General features: G+C 33.9%; 19 protein-coding genes and 5 tRNA genes. 16 read left to right on the forward strand and 8 right to left on the reverse strand.

Features of this window, described 5'->3' with window-relative positions; genetic code table 11:
- Nucleotides 1–42 precede the first annotated feature (42 nt).
- The 8 genes from mutS (at nucleotide 43) to ACYSNV_RS00405 (ending at nucleotide 6306) form a co-directional block, all read left to right on the forward strand.
- Nucleotides 43–2643 (forward strand): DNA mismatch repair protein MutS, encoded by a 2601-nt coding sequence (gene mutS / locus ACYSNV_RS00370; protein ID WP_461760586.1) that lies wholly within the window; start codon nucleotides 43–45, stop codon nucleotides 2641–2643.
- Nucleotides 2644–2849: 206 nt separating this feature from the next.
- Nucleotides 2850–2922 (forward strand) — tRNA-Gly (locus tag ACYSNV_RS00375).
- An 11-nt stretch (nucleotides 2923–2933) separates the two neighbouring features.
- Nucleotides 2934–3022: transfer RNA gene (locus ACYSNV_RS00380), tRNA-Leu, on the forward strand.
- Nucleotides 3023–3116: 94 nt separating this feature from the next.
- Complete coding sequence (locus ACYSNV_RS00385; protein WP_461760587.1) at nucleotides 3117–3479, forward strand: hypothetical protein; 363 nt, start codon at nucleotides 3117–3119, stop codon at nucleotides 3477–3479.
- A gap of 168 nt (nucleotides 3480–3647) precedes the next feature.
- A tRNA-Leu gene (locus ACYSNV_RS00390) sits at nucleotides 3648–3733 on the forward strand.
- 166 nt (nucleotides 3734–3899) lie between these two features.
- Complete coding sequence (locus ACYSNV_RS00395; protein WP_461760588.1) at nucleotides 3900–5213, forward strand: serine hydrolase domain-containing protein; 1314 nt, start codon at nucleotides 3900–3902, stop codon at nucleotides 5211–5213.
- A gap of 613 nt (nucleotides 5214–5826) precedes the next feature.
- A tRNA-Leu gene (locus ACYSNV_RS00400) sits at nucleotides 5827–5912 on the forward strand.
- Between the two features lie 308 nt (nucleotides 5913–6220).
- Nucleotides 6221–6306, forward strand: a tRNA-Leu gene (locus tag ACYSNV_RS00405).
- Nucleotides 6307–6653: 347 nt separating this feature from the next.
- Here the strand turns inward: ACYSNV_RS00405 and clpX are convergent.
- The 8 genes from clpX to ACYSNV_RS00445 all read right to left on the reverse strand — a co-directional run bounded on the left by clpX (nucleotide 6654) and on the right by ACYSNV_RS00445 (nucleotide 15251).
- Nucleotides 6654–7907 (reverse strand): ATP-dependent Clp protease ATP-binding subunit ClpX, encoded by a 1254-nt coding sequence (gene clpX / locus ACYSNV_RS00410; protein WP_461760589.1) that lies wholly within the window; start codon nucleotides 7905–7907, stop codon nucleotides 6654–6656.
- Nucleotides 7908–7914: 7 nt separating this feature from the next.
- Complete coding sequence (gene clpP, locus ACYSNV_RS00415; RefSeq protein ID WP_461760590.1) at nucleotides 7915–8574, reverse strand: ATP-dependent Clp endopeptidase proteolytic subunit ClpP; 660 nt, start codon at nucleotides 8572–8574, stop codon at nucleotides 7915–7917.
- An 83-nt stretch (nucleotides 8575–8657) separates the two neighbouring features.
- The gene (tig, locus tag ACYSNV_RS00420) at nucleotides 8658–9983 is read right to left on the reverse strand and encodes a trigger factor (protein ID WP_461760591.1); all 1326 of its coding nucleotides are present in this window, start codon (nucleotides 9981–9983) and stop codon (nucleotides 8658–8660) included.
- Nucleotides 9984–10082: 99 nt separating this feature from the next.
- Entirely contained in the window at nucleotides 10083–10439 is a 357-nt protein-coding gene (locus ACYSNV_RS00425; protein WP_461760592.1) for a phage holin family protein, read from the reverse strand.
- Nucleotides 10440–10467: 28 nt separating this feature from the next.
- Complete coding sequence (locus ACYSNV_RS00430) at nucleotides 10468–12054, reverse strand: hypothetical protein (protein ID WP_461760593.1); 1587 nt, start codon at nucleotides 12052–12054, stop codon at nucleotides 10468–10470.
- 18 nt (nucleotides 12055–12072) lie between these two features.
- On the reverse strand, nucleotides 12073–13323 hold the full coding sequence (locus tag ACYSNV_RS00435) for an OmpP1/FadL family transporter (protein WP_461760594.1): 1251 nt from the start codon (nucleotides 13321–13323) through the stop codon (nucleotides 12073–12075).
- Between the two features lie 432 nt (nucleotides 13324–13755).
- Entirely contained in the window at nucleotides 13756–14538 is a 783-nt protein-coding gene (locus tag ACYSNV_RS00440; RefSeq protein ID WP_461760595.1) for an alpha/beta fold hydrolase, read from the reverse strand.
- Nucleotides 14538–15251, reverse strand: coding sequence for a pyridoxine 5'-phosphate synthase (locus ACYSNV_RS00445; RefSeq protein ID WP_461760596.1), 714 nt, complete (start codon nucleotides 15249–15251; stop codon nucleotides 14538–14540). Before ACYSNV_RS00445 ends, ACYSNV_RS00440 begins: the two co-directional genes overlap by 1 nt.
- 94 nt (nucleotides 15252–15345) lie before the next feature.
- Here ACYSNV_RS00445 and ACYSNV_RS00450 point away from each other — a divergent pair, with 94 nt between their 5' ends.
- The 8 genes from ACYSNV_RS00450 (at nucleotide 15346) to murI (ending at nucleotide 23889) form a co-directional block, all read left to right on the forward strand.
- On the forward strand, nucleotides 15346–16014 hold the full coding sequence (locus ACYSNV_RS00450; protein WP_461760597.1) for a CBS domain-containing protein: 669 nt from the start codon (nucleotides 15346–15348) through the stop codon (nucleotides 16012–16014).
- A 1-nt stretch (nucleotide 16015) separates the two neighbouring features.
- The gene (locus ACYSNV_RS00455; RefSeq protein ID WP_461760598.1) at nucleotides 16016–16900 is read left to right on the forward strand and encodes an NAD kinase; all 885 of its coding nucleotides are present in this window, start codon (nucleotides 16016–16018) and stop codon (nucleotides 16898–16900) included.
- Between the two features lie 139 nt (nucleotides 16901–17039).
- A complete protein-coding gene (gene porG / locus ACYSNV_RS00460) occupies nucleotides 17040–17756 on the forward strand; it encodes a type IX secretion system protein PorG (RefSeq protein ID WP_461760599.1) in 717 nt (238 codons plus the stop codon).
- Nucleotides 17757–18494: an isoprenyl transferase gene (locus ACYSNV_RS00465; protein WP_461760600.1), complete on the forward strand. Its 738-nt coding sequence runs from the start codon at nucleotides 17757–17759 to the stop codon at nucleotides 18492–18494.
- A gap of 15 nt (nucleotides 18495–18509) precedes the next feature.
- Entirely contained in the window at nucleotides 18510–21176 is a 2667-nt protein-coding gene (locus tag ACYSNV_RS00470) for a BamA/OMP85 family outer membrane protein (RefSeq protein ID WP_461760601.1), read from the forward strand.
- Between the two features lie 27 nt (nucleotides 21177–21203).
- Nucleotides 21204–22484 carry an OmpH/Skp family outer membrane protein gene (locus ACYSNV_RS00475; protein ID WP_461760602.1) on the forward strand — a complete coding sequence of 427 codons (1281 nt, stop codon included), beginning with the start codon at nucleotides 21204–21206 and terminating at the stop codon, nucleotides 22482–22484.
- Between the two features lie 43 nt (nucleotides 22485–22527).
- Nucleotides 22528–23043 (forward strand): OmpH/Skp family outer membrane protein, encoded by a 516-nt coding sequence (locus ACYSNV_RS00480; RefSeq protein ID WP_461760603.1) that lies wholly within the window; start codon nucleotides 22528–22530, stop codon nucleotides 23041–23043.
- A gap of 66 nt (nucleotides 23044–23109) precedes the next feature.
- A complete protein-coding gene (murI, locus tag ACYSNV_RS00485) occupies nucleotides 23110–23889 on the forward strand; it encodes a glutamate racemase (protein ID WP_461760604.1) in 780 nt (259 codons plus the stop codon).
- The last annotated feature ends 25 nt before the right edge of the window (nucleotides 23890–23914 follow it).

Here is a 23914-nt window from a genome sequence, read left to right on the forward strand (position 1 = left end):
AGACTATATTTGTAATATCCATTCTATTTTAAATATTTGAATATGACTGCAAAGTCTAGTGAGACAAAACAGACACCTTTAATGAAACAATACAACGATATTAAAAAGAAGTATCCCGATGCTTGCTTATTATTTCGTGTAGGAGATTTTTATGAAACTTTTGGCCAAGATGCTATACGCACAGCTAACATTCTAGGTATTACTTTAACAAAACGTAGCCCTGGCACAGCCAGTGAGATTGAATTAGCAGGGTTTCCACATCATTCTGTAAACGTATATTTACCTAAATTAGTTAAAGCTGGGCTACGAGTAGCTATTTGTGATCAATTGGAAGACCCAAAAACAACTAAAACTTTGGTTAAAAGAGGAGTTACCGAATTAGTAACACCTGGGGTAGCATTTAATGATGAAGTTTTACAATCAAAAACAAATAACTTTTTATGTGCATTACACTTTAATAAAAAGTATATTGGAATTTCTTTTCTTGATATTTCTACTGGGGAATTTTTAACCTCCCAAGGTGACCAAGATTATATCGATAAATTACTTCAAAATTTCGCTCCAAGTGAAATTCTAATCCAAAAAGGGTATAAGATGGAATTCTTAGAGCAATTTGGTACAGGATATAACTTATTTTTTTTAGAGGATTGGATTTTCAAAAAAGACTATGCATTTGAGTCATTAACCACTCACTTTAAAACAAATTCCTTACAAGGCTTTGGGATTGCCGAATTAGATTTAGGTATAATTGCTAGTGGTGCTATTTTATATTACTTGGCAGAAACCCAACATACAAAAATCCAGCATATTGCAAACATACAAGCAATCGCACAAGATTCTTATGTATGGATGGATCGCTTTACCATTAGGAACTTAGAACTTTACCATAGTACAAATCAAAATGCTATTACACTTTTAGATGTAATAGATAAAACCATTTCTCCTATGGGAGGACGACTTTTAAAAAGGTGGCTAGCACTTCCTTTAAAAGATAAAAAAGCAATACAAGAACGTCATCACATAGTCGAATATTTTTATAACAATATTGAAATACTCACTAGTTTTCAAACTCAAATCAAACAAATTTCAGACTTAGAACGCTTAAGCTCTAAGGTTGCAACAACAAAAATATCCCCTAGAGAACTTGTGGTTCTAATGGAGTCTTTAAAGGCAATTATTCCATTAAAAAAACACGCACTGAAAACGCAAAATAAAGCGCTGAATCACATAGCTAAGAACATTGTGGATTGCGATTTATTAATTCATAAAATAGAATCTACTTTTTTTCAAGACGCACCGGTTTCCATTACAAAAGGAAATGCCATAGCAAACGGTGTTAACGCGGAACTAGATGAATTAAGAAATATTTCCCTATCAGGGAAAACCTTTTTAGATGCTTTAGAACAAAGAGAAATACAAGCAACAGGCATTACCTCTTTAAAAGTAGCATTTAATAATGTTTTTGGTTATTACATCGAGGTTCGAAACACACATCGAGATAAAGTTCCCGATACCTGGATTAGAAAACAAACTTTGGTAAATGCCGAACGCTACATTACAGAGGAATTAAAACAATACGAATCCAAAATCTTAGGTGCAGAAGAAAAAATAGCAGAATTAGAAAACAAAATCTATCAGGAATTTGTTTTATGGGCCATGCAGTATATTGAACCTGTACAGAAAAACGCACAAATCATTGCGCAATTAGATTGCCTACTTGGTTTTGCACAACTAGCTAAATCCAATAACTATATACAGCCTGAATTAATTGAAGACTTTACTTTAGATATAAAAGATGGAAGACATCCGGTTATTGAAAAACAATTGCCTTTAGATGTTCCTTATGTAGCAAACGATGTGTATTTGGATAATAAAGATCAACAAATTATAATGATTACAGGTCCAAATATGTCTGGAAAAAGTGCTATTTTAAGACAAACCGCCTTAATCGTTTTACTTGCCCAAATTGGTAGTTTTGTACCAGCATCCTCGGTTACTATGGGCATTGTGGATAAAATTTTTACCAGAGTTGGAGCATCGGACAATATTTCAATGGGAGAATCAACATTTATGGTGGAGATGAATGAAACCGCGTCAATCTTAAATAATTTAACTCCCCGTAGTTTAATATTGCTAGATGAAATAGGTCGAGGTACAAGTACTTATGACGGTATATCTATCGCTTGGGCCATAGCACAATTTATAGCACAAGACAAAACCAAGGCTAAAACACTTTTTGCCACTCATTATCATGAATTAAATGATATGTCTAAATATTATGATGGTATAAAGAACTTCAATGTATCGGTGAAAGAACTCAAAGATACTGTACTTTTTATTAGAAAATTAGTTCCTGGAGGTAGCGCACATAGCTTTGGTATTCACGTAGCTAAAATGGCAGGAATGCCAATTCAAGTAATCGAAAATGCCCAAAAAATGTTAAAGCAATTGGAAAGCAAAGTAGCCCCGGAACAGCAAATTACCTTAAAGCCAATTGAGAAAGATATCCAACTAAGCTTTTTTAATATGGATGATCCTTTATTAGAACAGTTAAAAAAAGATATCTTAGATATTGATATAAATACTTTAACACCTGTGGAAGCTCTGATGAAATTAAATGAAATCCAAAAAAAGATTTCTTAAGCATACAAAAACAGCATGCCGTTTAGCCAAATCAAACGGCATGCAAAAAAAAGTTGTTTTTTTTTCAACAATACAATACCTGCAAATCAATAACTTACAAAAAAGTTCATTTTTTTTCATTGTAAAAGTTTGCAAGAAACAAAAAACGTTCTATATTTGCACTCGCAATACAGAAGTAAAGCGGAGTTCATAAACAACAACATTATGCGAAAATAGCTCAGTTGGTAGAGCGCAACCTTGCCAAGGTTGAGGTCGCGGGTTCGAACCCCGTTTTTCGCTCAAGACCAATTGCTCGGGTGGTGGAATTGGTAGACACGCTGGACTTAAAATCCAGTGAACAGTAATGTTCGTGCGGGTTCAATTCCCGCTCCGAGTACCAAAAAATCCTAAACTTTTAGTTTAGGATTTTTTTTTGCAATAAACTTCCCTATTTTAGACCAATCAATACATAAAAATTTATTATATTTTTCATTATGAGCGCTTTTGTAATAAGTGTTAAAGAAAACGACAGTTACAAATATACCTTTGAACACCGTAGAGGACGTACTTTGTTAACTAGTATTGAATATCCTAACAAACAGGATATATATACTACTATTGATTTCTTACAAAAAAACTTTTCTTTATTAACTATCTCACGCTATAAAACAGTAAGTGGAAAGTTTTATTTTAAAATACTTTTAGATCAACAAACATACGCAACATCAAGAAAGTTTAATACCTCAACTCGATTTGAAAATGCTATTGATGAAATTCATAAAAACTTCCATCAAGCTGAAATTCTAGACTTCTCTCATGATGTTTTTTCTGATTTTCCCGTATCAGAAGACCTTTAACTTACTTTTTTTAAAATAATTACTCTACTGGGTTATATCTATTATATTGATAATTACGCATCTAAAAAGAAAGACGAAAATTAATAGCTGTTTAAAAAAAATAAATCTTGCCTATTTTTATTTTTTACCTATATTTGCACTCGCAATCCACAAGGAAAGCCACGATAAGCTCGGGTGGTGGAATTGGTAGACACGCTGGACTTAAAATCCAGTGAACAGTAATGTTCGTGCGGGTTCAATTCCCGCTCCGAGTACAAAGGGAGAAGTTTAAAACTTCTCCCTTTTTTATTTTAGAAAATCTTATAGCGTAAAAAACAATATCCTATTATTTTTATAGTAACTTTAGGTCTAAGCTTATTCCCAAAAATCTATTTACCTATATCAATCAAAGACATACCATCTTACCTGTAAAAATTAACTATGACAACAAAAAAGAACACTACCTTACTTTTATCGGCATTATTATCCACTGGAGCCTTACAAGCCCAAGACACAGAATTTTTAACCGCAAAGCAAAGTGAACCTGAAAAATTTGGTTGGATGCAAGGATTTCCACCAAAGAAAGATAGAGTATTAAGTGCTCAGGATGGTTCCTTTTTTGAGTTCCCCGCTTTGCGCTATAGTGTTATGCATATGCGTGAATTCTTACCCACTAAAAATGTTTCACAAGGCTTAGAAGCTCCCATTGACTTTCCATATGAATTAGACTCCAATATAGATAAGATTACATTTACAGTGACAAATACTCATCAAACCATGAGCTGGGAAGAATCTTTATGGGCAAACTATACGGACGGAATCATAATTCTACACAAAGGCAAAGTAGTATATGAACGCTACCTATCGGATTTTACACCACAAAATGTGCATGCCACTATGTCTTTAACCAAAAGCTTCACCGGTACCCTTGCTAGTATTTTAGTTGCACAAGGAATATTAGATCCGCAAAAAACAGCATCTTATTATGTTCCTGAACTTAAAAACTCAGCTTTTGCAGATGCTACAATTAGACAAATAATGGATATGACAACTGCTTTAAAGTACAGTGAAGATTATTCAGATCCAAATGCAGATGTATGGAAATTCTCACAAGCAGGTAGCCATCTTATAAATCCTAAAACACACCAAGGTCCCGTAGGTTATTACCAATTTCTAGAGACAATTAAAAAACAAGGAAATCACGGAGAAATATTTGGATACAAAACTGTTAACTCTGATGCTTTAGGATGGATTATTTCTCGTAGTACAAATAAATCTATACCAACATTACTAAGTGAGCTTATATGGTCTAAAATTGGCGCTGAACAAGACGCATATTATCAAGTTGACGCCCTTGGTATAGCCTTTGCAGGAGGAGGCTTAAATGCTGGTTTAAGAGATCTAGCAAGATTTGGTGAATTAATACGTAATCAAGGACAATTCGATCATAGGCAAATCATTCCAAAACAAGCTATATTAGATATTGAAAAAGGAGGTAATAAACAAGCTTTCGCAAAATCGGAGAACCATCAGTTAAAAGGATGGTCCTACAGAAATATGTGGTGGATAACAGAAAATAAGAACAGGGCCTTTACGGCAAGAGGCGTACATGGTCAAGCCATATATATTGATCCTACAGCCCAAATGGTTATTGTTAGATTAGCCTCGCACCCCATTGCTGCCAATAAAGCAAACGATCCAACTTCATTGCCCGCCTATCAAGCTGTAGCGGATTATTTAATGCATAAAAAATAACACCAAAACCTTTAAACAAACTATAAAAAAAAACGACCTTACTTGTATGTAAATTCAACCTAAAAGATAAACCTAGTTATATTTTAAAAACAGCTAAATAGTAAACCAACAAAAAAATACGAGCTCCAAGACGATAAGACTCAAAGTAAAAAGGAACAAAATAAATAATAGTCAAATCTAAGCCTTAGAAAACAAAATAATAGCATAAAATAAACTCTGTTGTTCTTCTAACCTGAAAAAAAGCATTGCGAAAAGGTTTGCTTTATCAAATCCAGAAATACATAAAATAGATACCCGATATCAAGAAAAAAACACAAGACAACAAAACTTGTATGAAGACAAAACAGTACAACAAAAATATTCTACCAATTATCTATAGATATACCCAAATTCAAAGACTTTAGAATTCTAATTATCATCAAACTTTAATAAAGTACTTAGCGTAAATCTGAATTTACAGATCTTTCGCTTCCTCTTTTAAATCCTAAATAACTACATTTCAATATGATAAAAAAAACTTTGAAAAAAGATTAAAAAATCCTTCTCTGTTTATTGCAAAAACAAGTTTTTAACCTATATTTGCACTCGCAATCCACAAGGAAAGCCACGATAAGCTCGGGTGGTGGAATTGGTAGACACGCTGGACTTAAAATCCAGTGAACAGTAATGTTCGTGCGGGTTCAATTCCCGCTCCGAGTACAAAAGGGAGAAGTTAATACTTCTCCCTTTTTTTATTTATTTTGTTATGTAATAAAAGTAGTTTACTACTAGTTTAAAAGTATATATAATCGAGACTATTTGAGAAAAATAGCGATTTTTATATCCAAAGAATCCCTAGTTTTTACTAGATATTGACTTGAGACTTCAACATACTTAAAATAATTATTTGTAAGTGTTTACAAATCAACATTCTTGCTATTTATCTAAAAAACTTTTAAAAAGTTTATTGTCAGAAATATATTTTATCCTATATTTGCACTCGCAATCCACAAGGAAAGCCGCGTTAAGCTCGGGTGGTGGAATTGGTAGACACGCTGGACTTAAAATCCAGTGAACAGTAATGTTCGTGCGGGTTCAATTCCCGCTCCGAGTACAAAGGGAGAAGTTTTATACTTCTCCCTTTTTTTATTAAAAATTACAAAATCACCGATTCGAATCTATTGGTTTTATTATCTACCTTTATTTTTTGCAAAATGAAGCTCCGTCCTTGAATTATACATAGCTTTTAAAAAAATACTAATAAAAAAAAAAGAGATGTTTAAATAGGAATTTGCCCCAGAGTAAAAAGACAACTGTTCATTAAATATTATAACAAATAGCCAATACGCGGTAATTTAAATACAATGAGCCCGATATAAAATACCGAGCTCATTATTATACAAAGATTGTAAAACTTCATCCAACTTTTTGGAATCAGTCCTATTTTCTTTTTTTAATTATTTAAGAAGCTGCAGCTTCTAAACGCTGTAACAGGTTTTTATTTAACTTTTGTTGTGCATAAGCACAATCTACCACTAAACTAGTAATTTCAGGTTTACTTGGTAACTCATACATTGCATCGGTTAAAATAGCTTCACATAAAGAACGCAATCCTCTAGCTCCTAACTTATATTCCAAGGCTTTTTCTACAATAAAATCTAAAGCCTCTGGCATAACCTCCAAAGTTATATTATCCATTGCAAAAAGCTTCTCATATTGCTTAATTAAAGCATTCTTAGGTTCGGTTAAAATAGCTCTTAAAGCACTGCGATCTAAAGGATCCATATGAGTTAATACAGGTAACCTACCTATTATTTCTGGAATTAATCCAAATTCTTTAATATCTCTTGGTATAATGTACTGCATCAAATTGGCACGATCCACTTGATCCGCATCTTTAAGGGAGCTATATCCTACAGCTTGAAAATTTAGACGTTTTGAAATAATTCTTTCAATACCATCAAAAGCCCCACCTGCTACAAATAAAATATTTTTTGTATTAACCTCAATAAATTTTTGATTAGGATGCTTTCTTCCACCCTCTGGCGGTACATTAACTATACTACCCTCTAGTAGTTTTAATAAAGCTTGTTGAACTCCTTCCCCTGATACATCACGGGTAATAGAAGGATTATCGCTTTTGCGTGCTATTTTATCAATTTCATCAATAAAAATAATTCCACGCTCTGCTTTCTCTACATCATAATCCGCAGCTTGCAATAATTTAGTTAAAACACCCTCAACATCCTCACCAACATAACCCGCTTCGGTTAATACAGTAGCATCTACAATTGCCAAAGGAACATTTAACATTCGAGCAATAGTTTTAGCCACTAGGGTTTTACCTGTTCCGGTTTGCCCTACCATTATTACATTACTTTTCTCAATCTCTATATCCTGCTCTTGATCTTCCTGTGCTTTTGACTCTTGCAACAAGCGCTTATAGTGATTGTAAACCGCAACAGACATAACTTTCTTAGTTTGATCTTGTCCGATAACATATTGATCTAAAAAAGCTCGTATTTCCATGGGTTTTTTAAGTAGCAATTCCTTACCTAAGCTTTCTACTTGCTCCGAAGAAGTATCCTCTAAAACAATACCATAGGCTTGTTCTACACATCGATCACAAATATGAGCATCTATACCTGCTATTAAAATATTTGTTTCTGATTCGGGTCTACCACAAAAAGAACATTTCATCTGTTGTTTTGCCATAAATTTTTTATTCTCTAATTAATACCTCATCAATCATTCCATACTCCTTGGCTTGTTGAGCTATCATCCAGTAATCACGATCACTATCGTGATGTACTTTCTCCATTGATTGTCCAGAATGTTTAGAAATGATTTGGTATAATTCGTCTTTTAATTTTAAAATTTCTCTCGCTGTTATCTCAATATCCGATGCCTGTCCCTGTGCCCCTCCAAGTGGCTGATGGATCATCACACGTGAATGTGGTAAAGCAGAACGTTTTCCTGCAGCACCAGCACATAAAAGTACAGCTCCCATAGAAGCAGCCATTCCAGTACAAATAGTAGCTACATCAGGTTTTATAAACTGCATTGTATCATAAATACCAAGTCCAGCGTAAACTCCTCCTCCAGGAGAATTAATATAAATACTAATATCTTTATTATTATCTACACTCTCCAAAAACAATAATTGTGCTTGGATAATGTTAGCTACATAATCATCGATTCCCGTACCTAAAAAGATAATTCTATCCATCATTAAACGAGAAAATACATCCATTGAAGCCACATTCATTTGTCTTTCTTCAATAATATAAGGCGTCATACTACTTACGATCTTATCGTAGTACATGCTATTGATACCATGATGCTTTGTAGCAAATTTTTGAAATTCCTTACCGTAGTCCATATATCTATTGCTTTTTTGTTCTAAAAAATAAGCGTCCCCCTTTTAGGAAGACGCTCAAATATACTTATTTTTTTCTTGAGAAATTATTCTCCATACATTTCTTTAACGAAATCTTTGTAAGAAACTTCTTTTGTATCAGCTTTTACTTTTTCATTAAATAAAGCTAAAACTTTTTCATTCATTACTTGTTCAGAAATACGCTTAACTTCTTCTTGGTTAGACATAACTCTAGCAACAATATCCTCAACAGTTTTTTCATCTGGTTCAGCTTGTCCGAATTGTGCTAACTGATCTTTAATTAATTTAACTGTGTGCTGTTTAATTTCTTCGAAATCTAATTGTAAGTCAAACTGAGACATCAATTTTCCTTCAATTAATTGAAAACGCAAACCTTTTTCACTACCGTTATATTCTATTTCTGCTTGCTCTGGAGTCATTGCAGTTTCACCAGCAGTTTGTAACCATTTTTTCAAAAACTCTGCAGGTAAATCAAAAGAAGTAGTTTCTACTAAGTTTTCATAAACATCGCTCATGAATTTTTGATCTGCTTGAGTTTTGAATTGCTTTTCTGCGTCCTCTTTAATTTTTTCTTTTAATTGCTCCACAGAAGTTACAACTCCTTCTCCAAATAATTTATCGAATAACTCTTGGTTTAATTCTGCATTTTCTGTTTCATTAATTTCTTTGATAGTAACAACTACATCAACTTCTAATCCATGAACAGCATCGTGATCTAAACCTGTAAAGTTCATTAACTTGTGCTCGTCATCAAATAATCCTTTTGTAGCAACAGTGATTTGATCACCTACTTTTTTATTTAAGAATTTCTTTTGATTTGTTTTTGTTCTAAAATCAGTAACTGCAATTTTTGCCTCGTGATTAATTCCTGCTTCCTCATTTGTAACAGTAACTAATAAATCAGAGCTTTCCTCTACTGCTTCTTTAGAAACTAATTTTCCATACTGCTTTTGAATATACTCTACTTGTTCATCAAGCATTGGCTCATCAGCAACAACTGTGAATTTAGTAACACCTTTTTTTGCTTCTAAATCAACAGTAAATTCAGGTGTTAAACCTAATTCGAAATCAAATTTTAATACATCAGCATCCCAATCAAACTGATCGTTTGCAACTGGAAGTGGGTTTCCTAAAATATCGATTTTCTCCTCAACAAGGTAATTGTTTAATTTTTCTTGCAAAATTTTGTTTACCTCTTCAAATAAAACTGCTTTCCCGTATTGTTTTTCAATTAAACTCATCGGTACAGCACCTTTTCTAAATCCTGGAACGTTTGCGTTCTTTTTGTAATTAGCTAAAACATTATCAACATTACCTTGGTAATCTTCCTTTGCAAGCTCAATAGTTACGATTGCATTTAGAGCATCTACATTATTTCTTGTAATATTCATTTTTTGATGTATTTACATAATAAATTTGGGTTGCAAAAATAAATTATTTTTACAACCCATCCAAGTTTTTAAGTGATTGTATTTCAATCCCTAATTTTTTTATTGGTTTTCTAGGCTGTCTTTTTGAATAAACCCATTGACAAGTGATTGACAAAAGGTCAAAACGATACTAAATAAAACCGCGTACCAGAATCCATCCACATGAAAACCACTAACAAAATATTCACAAATTAAAATTATTACCGCATTAATAACTAAAAGAAACAATCCCATAGTAATTAAAGTTGCCGGTAGAGTTAGAAAAATTAAAACAGGTCTTAAAAACGAATTCAATAATCCCAATACCACCGCTACCCATAATGCAGAGGTCCAACCCTGTACTTCTACTCCTGGTAATAACCAACATAAAAACATTACAATAGCAGTCGTTATTAATAATCTAATAATTAATCCCATAACTTTTTTTTATAAATTTAGTTATTTTTTAATTACTAGGCAATAAAGTAGGCCCCGGATATGTGGCTGGATTTACAAGTGGAATATTCGCTTTAAAATGCTGATTGATTACCTTTATGATTTCCGAGGAGATAAAAGCATATCCTCTAGGGTTTAAATGTACTCCATCTAAAGAAAACATTACTGTATTTAAATTGCCCATGCCTTGAAAATAATCAGCTGTATAAATCTGACCATCCTCTACTCTAAGACCACTGACAGCCTGATTTAAAATTGCGTTCATATCAGCTACTGCTAAGCCGTATTTAGCTGCAGTAGTTTTTATAATAGCATTAAAGTTATCTGTTGCTGTTTTGATTTTAAGTTGCTCTGGTGGAGTTAACACATAAGAATCATTAAGCGGATAAGTAACTCCACTTACAAGAAGCGCATCCAAAGCAGGATTACCCGTATTACCAACTGGCACTCCTATGGCCGCTTTACTTGTTAATACAAATAAATCTTTATTTGTCGCATGTCTAGCTTGAGCAAACAAGGTACTAATCATAGCAATTTCCGTATCTGTCAAAGGAAAAAGTCCCTGATCGGAAACTTGTTTTAATCCTATTTTCAACAAACCAGACATATCAGCCAATGATTTATCTTGAATTAAAAGAGCATTTGAATGCTCTGCCGAGAAAAGCTCTAAACGATCAGCCTGTCCACCTTGGGCTAAAATCTGTTTAAGCATTCCTACAAAAGTATTTAAAGTCGGTATTTTTTCCTTCCCTATTAATTCTGGTGTTAATGGATTATAAGGCACCGTTGTGAAATAAGGAATTGCAGTTACATCTGGAATTGTTGCAACCACACCTTTTGCCCCATTCTTTGTTAAAAGCTCGGTCATTGTCTCATATACACTAGCAAAAACAGCTACATGAGTAATGTCGTTACCACCATATAATGCAGGATCATAACCGTTAACTTCATTTTGATCTACTCCTTCACCCCCACTTGTAGCATAAGCTAACACATCATTTGAACCAATCCAATTGGTAAAAAATGTTGGGTTTAAACTAAGTGCATCCTCTAAAACAGAAACCTGCTCGCTGGTTGCTGTTCGTACAAAATAAGGATTAGCAGTTCCATTGGCTACTCCAGCCAACGATCCATAACCTGGTGCTAAAAGATGGAAGCTCTTTGCTCCAGGCACCCCAGCATTATGATAAGCCTTTTTTTGCTGATTAGAAACCTCAATGGTAATAGTTCCCTTAATGTTCTCAGGAGAACTTGTTTGCATATTCATAATTAAACGAGTTGGAGCTATCTCATTGCCTCCTAAGAGTAATCCCCCAACATTGTTCACATCATCCTCAAAAGATGGTTGAGTAAATTCTCCCCCACCCACTACTTGAAATTTTTCTGCTAAAATACTAGGAAAAGAGTACTTCTGCCCGCTTTTAAAAACGGTCCCATCCATGTAACCAGCCGTTAAGCTATTACCTACAGCAACATAGGTAGAGAAATCCGCCTCTCCAGCATAATAGGTATGGGAATCAATTCCATCTTTTATATCCGGCTCACAACTTGTCATAATAGCCAAGGCTGGTAAAAGTAATAAATATCTTTTTTTCATAATTTTTCTTTTTCGATGTTAAAAACTATAGCTAATACCGATACTTCCGCTTGTTACCGCGCTTTTATAAGTACCTCCAAAAGAAACGTAATTACCATCCTCTTGGTAATAATCATAAGAATTTTTAGTTGAACTAAAGTCTAGGAACGAAGCTGCTACATCAATACCAATTCCATTTTTGAACTTATAGGTGAAACCTCCAGTGTATGCACGAGAATCATTTCTAGGGGTTTCAGGAGCAAAATAACCATCTTGTACTGGACTTTGGTCATAATACCAACCAGCCCTAACACTCCACTGATCATTAAAAGTATATTGTCCTCCAAGACGATAAGTACTAGAGTCTTTATAATTTCTAGGATTCACAGAAGTTCCAATAGCAGGACTATCCACAAAATCAATAACTAAAGCATCGTAAACATGCCAAAAAGTTCTGTTATAATCAAAGGCAAACAACCATTTCCCCCACTCATAAGAAGCTCCCACTGTTAACTCTGCAGGTAAAGGCATTTGAGCGGTAATTTTACCATCTTTAAATAAAGCTTGACCAAATGCTGGAACATCATGAAATTGCGCCGTCCCATTTTTGGCCTTCATAATGATCTCCGAACGATAGTTCATACCTATACGTAGATGATCATCCACATTTAAGAGATACCCCGCGGTCCATCCCCAGGCGGTAACATTGTGAGACTTTACCGTCACGTTTGTATAATCACCTTGTTCATTAGTTAAACTACGAGATACGTTTCTATTAAAGGTTACGCCCCCACTAACAAAAATAGGCCCCCCGGCAAAACTAAAGCGCTCACTAACTTTAATGGCCACAGTTGGCTGAATATAAAATGACTTTAAATCGATATTATTAACAAGGTGAGCTCCTTGCCATCCATGATCCCATTCCACTTTACTTCCATAAGGAGTGTAAATAGCCAATCCAAGGGTCATCCAATCTGTAGCTTTATAAGCAGCATAAGCATACATTGGAGTACCTGGATTACGCGTCTCATCTTTCCAATCGTAAGTTTTATTTTCAAATTTTGTATCGGCCACTAAATAAGTGATACCAGCTGAAAAACTCCACGTATCTTCTAAAAAAACCGAAGCTGCTGGGTTGAAAAACAAAGTCTCAGCTCCACTAATCACAGCTACCCCTGTGTGTCCCATAGCAAGTTGCTTATTTCCTTGCATACTTACACGATACCCCCCTGCAAAAGCGGAATAAGATATTAAGGACAAAAGGGACAATGATATTAATTTTCTAATCATAATCGTTTTTTATTTAAAATTCGTCATTATTCAAATATAAATGATTACAATAATTTTACAAATTTTTAATTCTTATTTTAACATTAAAAAATAAAGAAATACATTATTTTCATTAAATACACATACTATGCATGCATAATAATTGACTTTTTCTAAATATGATAAAATAACTAAAAACAACACAAACTTAAAATATCTTAAAACCAAAGACTTATTTCTTAAAAAATTAAGATTCGAAAACCAATAACCCACATAAGCCTTAATAAACAACATAGTTTTTAGCTAAAAAGTATCATTATCGCACTATGAGATTAAAATGAATACTAAAAACAAATCCAGCATTAAAACAAAAAAAAGCTACTTACGCAAAGGTAAATAGCTTTTTTCACTATCTTTTTTAGGAATTAAATCAATAATTCTTAATTTATAATTTTAATTTGCTCCTTGCAAAAATTCATTCACTATTTTAAAAAATAATTCTGGATTTTGCGCATGTAACCAATGACCCGCATTTGGAATTGTACGTAGAATTACATTAGAGAAGTGCTTTTGAATTAACTCCCAATCTTTTTCTAAAATATAATTCGATTCCTGCCCACGAATAAACAAAGTAGGTCCATCATAGGTAGCTTGCTTATCAAGTGCCTCTCCGACAACTTGTGGATTATCATTAAAAACCTCTTTATTAAATCGAAAACCAAGTTGACCTGGCTCAACCCAATACAAACTCTTTAATAAAAATAATTTAGTTGCCTGATCACTTATATAATGACTAATAATTTTATCTACTTCAGCTCTACTAGGCTTTAGCGAAAAATCTACTGCATCTAAAGCTTGAAAAATATCTTGATGATGAGGCGCATACTCCCTTGGCGAAATATCAGCTACTATAAGTTTCTCTACACGTAAAGGGTGCTGTGTGGCCAAGTTCATAGCTACCTTTCCCCCCATGGAGTGTCCTAAAACAATGGCTTTTTGTAGATTATGGTAATCCATATAATTGATTACATCTTGAACCATTACTTGATATGACCACTGTTGGCTATGAAAACTTCGTCCATGATTCCTAAGATCTAATACATGCACTTGATACCCAAGTTCACTTATATGCTTTGCAAAACTCTTCCAATTATCAGACATTCCCAAATACCCATGAATCACTAACATTGGAGTGCCTTTTGTCCCCTCAATATTTGAATATAAAATCTCCTGCATTATTGTAATTTTCTAATATACATGTTCACTACATTTTCCAATCCTAAGTATAAAGATTCACTAATTAATGCGTGACCTATGGACACCTCTAATAAATTAGGAATATTTTGTTTGAAAAAAGCAATATTATCTAAACTTAAGTCATGACCAGCATTGATCCCTAAATCCAACTCGGTAGCCAATTTCGCAGCTTCTATATAAGGATCTATTGCCTTTAAATCTCCCCTACCATATCCAAGGGCAAATTCTTCGGTATATAATTCAATACGATCCGCCCCGACTATCTTAGCTCCTTCGATAAAAGCTAATTCAGGATCTACAAAGATAGAGGTACGAATTCCCTTTAATTTACACTCCTTAATTACATCGGTTAAAAAATCTTTATGCTTTAAAGTATCCCATCCTGCATTACTGGTTAATTGATCAACTGCATCGGGAACCAAGGTAACTTGGGTGGGTTTGCACTGAAAAACCAAATTTAAAAAATTATCCATTGGATTTCCTTCGATATTGTATTCAGTATGTACCACCTGAACAAGATCTCGAGCGTCTTGATAACGAATATGTCGTTCATCTGGACGTGGATGAATAGTCACTCCTTGAGCTCCAAACTTTTGAACATCTTTGGCTACTTGTAATAAATTGGGAACATCACCTCCTCTAGAATTTCTCAGAGTAGCTATTTTATTAATATTTACAGATAACTTAGTCATAATTTAGAATATTTAAATACAAAAATACAAAGTATAATTAACCTCTATTGATTAAATTTTGATTATTTTGCAACACGTATAAATCCAAGTCGATATGTTTGAGTTTCAACCCAGTTTAATTGAGTCTGTTGCACATTTTTCCAGTAATAGTACAGTAAAACAATGTAGAGAATACATCCTAGACAATTCCCTTTCCCATTTACCATTTGTAAATCAAAACGAAGAGTTTTTAGGAAGTCTACTGGCAGAGGATTTCGAAAACCAAGAATCGGAGCAATTATCTAACGATATTATCTACAATTTAGAGTACTTTTGCATCGAAGAAGATACTGTACTGAACATTTTTGAAATATACGACTTATTTACCTATAACGACACAAATGTATTACCCGTTGTAGATAAAAACCGTTGTTTAACAGGAATTTTAAAAAAAGAATCGCTACTTAATTTTTGGTCAAAAACCATTTTTATCGAACAGCCAGGAATTAGTTTAATAGTATCTCAAAAGGTGGAAGATTATAGCATTTCCCTAATTAGTCAAATTATCGAGAGTAACAATGCTAAAATTTATGGCATTGTGTTACTTGAACAAAATAATGGACAAATACAGATATTGATAAAGAAAAACAAACAAAATACAAAAACAATCTTAGATGATCTTAGAAGACATGGATTTGAAATTCTTTCTCACCACAAGGAAGACACTTATTTAAATGACTTAAAGCAAAGATCACAATATTTAAACAAATACCTAGATATCTAATATGAAGGTTGCAATATACGGACAAACTAGTAAGCCTATAGTCCAAAACATTATACTTCGTTTATTAAACGTTTTTAAAGGCTACCAAACTCAAATTATTTTTGAAGATCATTTTTATAACCTACTAAAACAAAACAATCTATTATCCTTAGATTACCAAACCTTTGGAGAGGACACACCTTTGGATAATGACACTGATTTTTTTATTAGCATTGGAGGCGATGGAACCATGTTAAGGGCGGCAAACTTTATTAAAAGTATGAATATTCCAATTGTAGGAATCAACGCAGGTAGACTTGGTTTTTTAGCCAACGTACAACAAGACGATATAGAAACTCTTTTACCTCATCTATTTACAAAAAATTATACCTTATCAAAACGCTCTTTATTAAGTCTACAGTGTAATCCTGAGAAAAATAACGACTTTGATATACGTTATGCTCTAAACGAGGTAACTGTTTCACGCAAAAACACCACTTCGATGATAACTGTTGACACGTATTTAGATCACGAATACTTAGCCACCTACTGGGCAGATGGACTAATTATATCAACTCCCTCTGGTTCTACAGGCTATTCTTTGAGTTGTGGCGGACCTATTATTGAGCCAGAAACAAACTGTTTTGTAATAACTCCACTGGCGCCTCACAACTTAAATGTTAGACCACTTGTTATTCCAGATAATTTAAAAATAAAATTAAAAGTAAGTAGTCGCGAGAACCAATTCTTAGTTTCATTAGATACAACAACAAAGGCAATTGACAACGAAACTGAATTAACCATTTCAAAAGCTCCTTTTACAATAGACCTTGTGGAATTCCAAGATCAAAGCTTTATCAAAACCTTACGCACAAAACTACTTTGGGGAGAAGATAAAAGAAATTAGTCTATTGCATTAAAAAAAGATTTTTCTATAATAAAACAAGCTTCTAAGAGTTATAACAGAACAAAAGTAAATATTACTTGTGAAAATAAATGTTTATTTGTTTTCCTATATTGCTATATTTGTAAATTATTTTAACAGAATGAATAAAATCCTATTGTCTTTTTTATTGATCTTTAGCATGTCAATTGCCTATGGGCAAATTCATGAAGTTGGTCTAGGAGTAGGAGCTGGAAACTATGTAGGAGATATTGGAAGCAGTCAATTTATTAATCCTAAAGATGCAGGTTTTTCTTTATTCTATAGATTAAATAAAAGTCCGCGTCATTCCTACCGAATTAGTTTTACACAAACTAAAATAAGTGGAGATGATGCTAAATCGGATGCGCCAGGCAGGAAACAACGAGGCCTAAAATTTGATAATACCATACAGCAGTTGGCTCTGGGATTAGAGTTTAACTTTTTTGAGTTTGATTTACATCAAGAGAGTTTTGGTTTAACACCGTATGTGTATTTTGGAATTTCGGCTATCCGATACACGGATTTATATTTCAAACCAGACGAACCAGAGGATGGCCTATTGGCATCCAATCGAGTAGATTTGGTTAAAGGAGATAAGAAAAACTCGGTAACAGTGCCTTTTGCTCTGGGATTAAAGTTTAGATTAACTCCACAATTAAACATCAATGCAGAGGTGATGGCCAATTACACATTTACTAATAATTTAGATGGTAGCCATCCTTCTCAAGAAAATAAACAACCATATAGTTTTGGTAAAAACCAAAACGATTGGTTTTTCTACAGCGGTATCTCTTTAAGTTATACATTTGGGAAAAACCCATGTTATTGCGCAGATTAAATGAATTTAGAACATCAACTAGACTTAAACAAATTACCACAACATGTTGCCATTATAATGGATGGGAACGGTAGGTGGGCTAAAAAGCAAGGTTTCTTACGAACAATTGGACACGAGAATGGCGTAAAGTCGGTTCGTTCCACCATTAAGACTTGCGTAGATCTAAAAATACCCTTTCTAACTCTATATGCTTTTTCTACAGAAAACTGGTCAAGACCTAAATTTGAGATAGATATGCTTATGGATCTTATGGTTAGATCTCTAAAAAAAGAACTAGACACTTTTATGCAAAATAATGTGGTTTTAACTGCTATGGGAAATATAGACCTATTACCTTCTAAGGTGCAGAAAAACCTTAAACAGGTTATGGAAACCACAAAATCTAACACTGGTTTAACAATTACATTAGCCCTTAGTTACGGTTCTCGCAACGAAATAATCCAAGCAATACAAAATATATCAAATAAAGTTAAAAATAACTTAATTTCTGTAACCGATATTGACGAATCGATTATAAATGAGCATCTTTACACGCATGACTTGCCCGAAGTTGATCTTTTAATTAGAACAAGCGGTGAACAAAGAATAAGTAATTTTATGCTTTGGCAAATAGCATATGCCGAGCTATATTTCACAGAAGTACTATGGCCAGACTTTTGCGAACAGGAATTTTATAAGGCCCTTCTAACTTATCAAAATAGAGAAAGAAGATTTGGAAAAACTAGTGAACAACTTTAATAAAAAACGAAAATAATGTTTCAAAAAGGTACAACACTTTTTGCACTGTTAGCTGCAGGATTTTTCTGCAAAAACGCACAAGCGCAAGACAGTATTAACATTCCTTCTTTTGAGGCTCCAAAAATCTACACCATTGGAGACATCAAAGTGTCTGGAAAATTTAATTATAACCCACAAACCGTTATAACCTTTACTGGCCTTACCAAAGGACAGCAAATAGCAGTACCTGGAGAAGAAATTTCGGATGCCTTGAAAAAGCTATGGAATTTAAATTTCTTTACAGATATCAACATCTATGAAACATCGGTTGTTAATGATACAATTAATCTAGAGTTAAGTTTAAATGAGCTACCTCGTTTAGACAATATCGATATTAAAGGATATAAGAAAACAAAATCGGAGGCTCTTATAAAAGAGGCTAAGCTTACAAAGGGGCAAATTGTGAATGAGAATTTCCTTTCTACCACGAAATACTTTTTACTAAATAAGTATAAGAAAGATGGTTTTTACAATACAAAAGTTACCCTTCAAACTGTTCCTACTGATACATTAGGAAGAAAAGTTGATTTAGTTATTGGTATAGATAAAGGCAAAAAAGTCCGCATCTCCAAGATCGACTTTAATGGCAATGAAAAACTTTCCAATAAAAAACTTAAAAAAGCAATGAAGGACACAAAACAACGTAGTCCTTGGAATCCTTTGCGTTTATTTAAACCATCAAAATATATTTCTGCTAAATATGAAGAAGATTTACAGAACCTTATTGAGAAATATAAAGAAAATGGATTCCGTGATGCCCGTATTATAGCCGATACTACGGCTTATGATCCGGCCACAAACACCGTAGCTATTAACATTGATGTTCAAGAGGGAAACAAATACTATTTCGGAGATATACGCTTTATTGGAAATACAGTTTATAACAATGCGTATTTAAATCGTATTTTAGGAATCGAAAAAGGTGATGTATATAATGGTGTCTTATTAGATAAGCGTGTACAAGATCAAAAAAATCCAGATGCATTTGATCTTACTAACCAGTATCAAAACAACGGATATCTTTTCTCTCAAATTCGCCCTGTGGAGGTTAAAACTGCAAACGATACAATAGACTTTGAAATCCGAATTACAGAAGGACCTATCGCTAAGTTTAACAACATTACAGTAAGTGGAAACAAAACAACCCACGACCGAGTAATACACCGAGAATTGCGTACCAGACCAGGCGAGACTTGGAGTAAAGCACAAGTTATGGAAACAATGCGTCGATTAGGAGCACTACAAATCTTTGATGCCCAGGCGATCGTTCCGGATATTTTAAATGCAGATCCTAACGCTGGTACAGTTGATGTAGATTGGCAAGTAGTGGAAAAAGGATCAAGTCAAGTAGAGCTTCAAGGTGGATATGGAGGCGGTGGTTTTATAGGAACCTTAGGTCTTTCATTTAACAACTTCTCTTTACGAAATATCTTTAATAAAAAAGCATACAAACCTTTCCCTATGGGTGATGGTCAATCATTAGCACTTCGTTTACAAGGAAGTAGTTACTACCAGACCTATAGTTTAAGTTTTACCGAACCATGGTTTGGAGGTAAAAAACCAATTAGTTTCTTTGGAACAGTTGCCTATAGCCAGCAAAACATGTATGATTACTATACACGTACAACCGATAGAAGTAGAGGGTTTAACATCACAACTTTATCCTTTGGTTTAGCCAAACAATTAAATGTACCTGATGACTATTTTGTATTATCGCATACCCTAAGTTTTCAGTACTATGACATGAAAAACTATAATACAGGTCTATTTACTTTCGGAGACGGAGAATCTAAAAACTTAGCCTACCAAATTGAATTAAGAAGAGATAATCGTGGTATTGATCCGATCTTCCCTACTTTTGGTTCGTTTTTTAGTATTAGTGGAAAGTTCACACCCCCGTACTCTTTATTTAACAAAGTAGACTACCAAAATCTACATAATGAAAAACAATATAAGCTAACGGCAAAAGAAGGCGCCATAGATCCATCAACAGGACTACCTTTAGCAGCCGGTACCTATATTAACGATAAAGGACAAGCAGTTTCTAAATGGCAAGATGCGGCACCTGATCAAAGTAAAATTGACCAAAAAAGATTTAACTGGTTAGAGTACTATAAATTAAAATTCAAAGCAGACTGGTACACAACCCTTGCAGGTAAACTAGTACTTAGAACAGTTGGTGAGTTTGGATATATGGGAGCTTATAACCAACACAGAGGTATTGTACCTTTTGAAAGATTCTACCTTGGAGGTGATGGACTTGCGAACTTCTCACTAGATGGTCGTGAAGTAATCCAATTAAGAGGTTACCAAAACCAAACCCTTACGCCAATAAATAGTAGAGGAGAACAAATTGGAGGTACTATTTATAACAAATTTACGTTAGAGTTAAGATATCCAATTACATTAAAACCGAGTGCATCAGTTTATGTGTTGTCTTTTGCAGAGGCAGGGAATGCTTACGATACCTTTAGAAACTATCAGCCTTTTGAACTTAAACGCTCAGCTGGTCTAGGAGTACGCGTATTTATGCCAATGTTTGGTCTATTAGGTATTGACTTTGGTTATGGATTTGATCCTGTTCCAGGGGAAACACGTAAGAGTGGATGGCAAACACACTTTATACTTGGTCAATCGTTTTAATGTAGATAATACTTAAATTCGATTAAAATGAGAGTTGTTTTAGCTTCTATAATTTGTATATTTACATTATCTTTCAACTTTGTACTAGCTCAAGGCGGGAGTGCAAGAGTTGCGTATATAGACATGGAGTATATTCTGGGTAAAACCCCAGAATATATAGAAGCTACTGCGGCCATTGATTCTAGAGCAGAATCTTGGAAGGCGGAAGCGGATGCTAAAAAAATGCAAATCCAGTCTTTGAAAGATGATTTGGCAGCTGAACGAATCTTACTAACTCGTGAGCTAATATTAGAAAAAGAAGAAGAAATTTCTATACTAGAACAAGAGTTATACGAATATCAACAGAAAAGATTTGGAGCCAAAGGAGACTTAATTACCCAAAAAGTAATGTTGTCTAAGCCAATACAAGATCAAGTTTTTTCTATTATTGAAGATATTTCTGAGGCTAGAAAATTTGATTATGTTTTAGACAAGAACACCGAGTCTACAATGGTTTTAGCTACCAAAAGGCATGATATAAGCGAGTTGGTTTTAAAGCGAATGGCAAGTGCTAGGCGCAAACAAAACATGACAAAAACGCAAGTTGCTGCCTTAGAACAAGAAGAGAAAGAGGAAGACCAAATGGCACTTCGTCAATCTCGAAGAGAGGAACAACAAAGAAGAAAAGCCGAGGCAGACCGTTTGTTACGTCAACAAGAAAAACAACGTAAAGCTGAACAGGCAAACGATCCTAAGTTCCAACAACAACAAGCCGCACTTGCAAAACAAGAGGAGCTTAATAAGCAAAGAGAAGCCAAGGCTAAAGAGTTAGAACAAGCTAGACTTGCTAAAATTGCAGAACAAGAGAAAATGTATCAAGAAAAACAAAAAGAACTTGAACTGCAAAGAGAAAAGTCAGCACTAGCCAAACAAAAAGCACTTGAGGAAAGAAAACAGCTTATTGAAGATCAAAAAGCCGAAATACAAAGGCAAAAACAAGAGCGAGACAAGCTAATTGAGGAAGAACGTCAAAAACGTATTGAACTCAACTTAGAACGTCAAAAAAACAAACAAACTCTAGATTATGAAGCCTTGCGCGAGCAACGTAGAATAGATTTAGAAAAAAGACAAGAAGCTGCAAGAATAAAACGCGAAGAAGCTATCGAACGTCGAAATAAAGAAATAGAACAAGTTCGTATTCAAAACGAACAAAGAAAACAAAAAGCCTTGGAAGAGGCCCAACAACGTAAAGAGCGCATTGCCAAAGAGATCCAAGATAGAAAGGATCAAATAGAAAAAGCAAAGCAAGAAAAAGAACAGAAAAATTAATTGAATAATAATTATAGATAATAAATCAAAAAATCGAGTAACAATGAAAAAAATGAAATCGTTATTAATTGCAGCTGTAATGTTTTTCGGCGTAGGTACTACAGCTGTGATGGCTCAATCTAAAGTAGCTCACATTGATGTTCAAGTTTTAATGAGTGAACTACCTGCAATGAAAGCTGCAGAAGCTCAACTAAAAAAATTAGGAGAAGATTACGATAAGAACTTCACCACGATGATGACTGAATATCAAACAAAAATTCAAAAATATCAATCTGAAGCAGCTACTGTTGGAGATGCTACAAATGAAGAGCGTGCTGTTGAAATAGAAAATTTACAACAAAGAATTCAACAGTTCCGTCAAACAGCTGAACAAGACTTACAGAAAAAACAATACGAGTTATCTCAACCAATTTTAGAGAAAACTCTAGCAGCGATCCAAAAAGTTGGAAAAGCTAAAGGTTTTAACTATGTATTAGACTCTTCTGTTGGTTCTGGAGTACTTTTAGCAGATGGAGATAATCTACTTGCTGATGTTAAAAAAGAATTAGGTATCAACTAATTATTTGATAAATAAAAACCATATAAAACCGCTCTAACTTTAGAGTGGTTTTTTTTATATTTGTATATGCTAAAAAACAATCCCATCGGTTTATTTGATTCCGGAATAGGCGGAACTACCATCTGGCGTGAAGTTAATCAACTAATGCCCTTGGAGAGCACTGTTTTTCTAGGTGATCAAAAAAATGCTCCTTACGGCTTAAAGACTAAACAAGAGATTATTAACTTATGTTTTAAAAATATAGATTTTCTAATCCAACAAGATTGCAAAATTATTGTTATCGCTTGTAATACAGCAACCACAAACGCCATTAGTGAGATGCGAGAACATTATAGAATTCCTATCATAGGAATAGAGCCAGCTATTAAGCCAGCAACAATCTTGACAAAAAACTCTAAGATTGGTATTTTAGCCACAAAAGGAACCATTACTAGCGATTTTTATAGCGCGAAGATCAAACAGTATCCTCACGTTGAAATAATAGAGCAAATAGGCTATAATCTTGTTACCTTAATAGAATCTGGATTAATTAACTCTGAACAAATGATGGAGCATTTAAAGGATTACTTATTACCTATGGTGGATAAAGGCATAGATACTTTAGTACTAGGATGTACCCATTACCCCTATTTAATTCCTTTAATCAAACAAATAATACCCGATCATATCAAAATCATAGACTCAGGTAAAGCTGTTGCCTTACAAACCAAAAATATACTTGACCAACATAATCTATTAAAAGTTCAACTTACTAAGCCTAGCTATAAGTTCTATTCGAATGTTGACCCAAAAATTTTAGCTAGTTTTATAACAGAATCCGCAGAAATACAGTATAAAGATTTTTAACACAAAAGCCTATTGTTTCCAATAG

Source organism: Myroides sp. LJL119 (assembly GCF_054871605.1).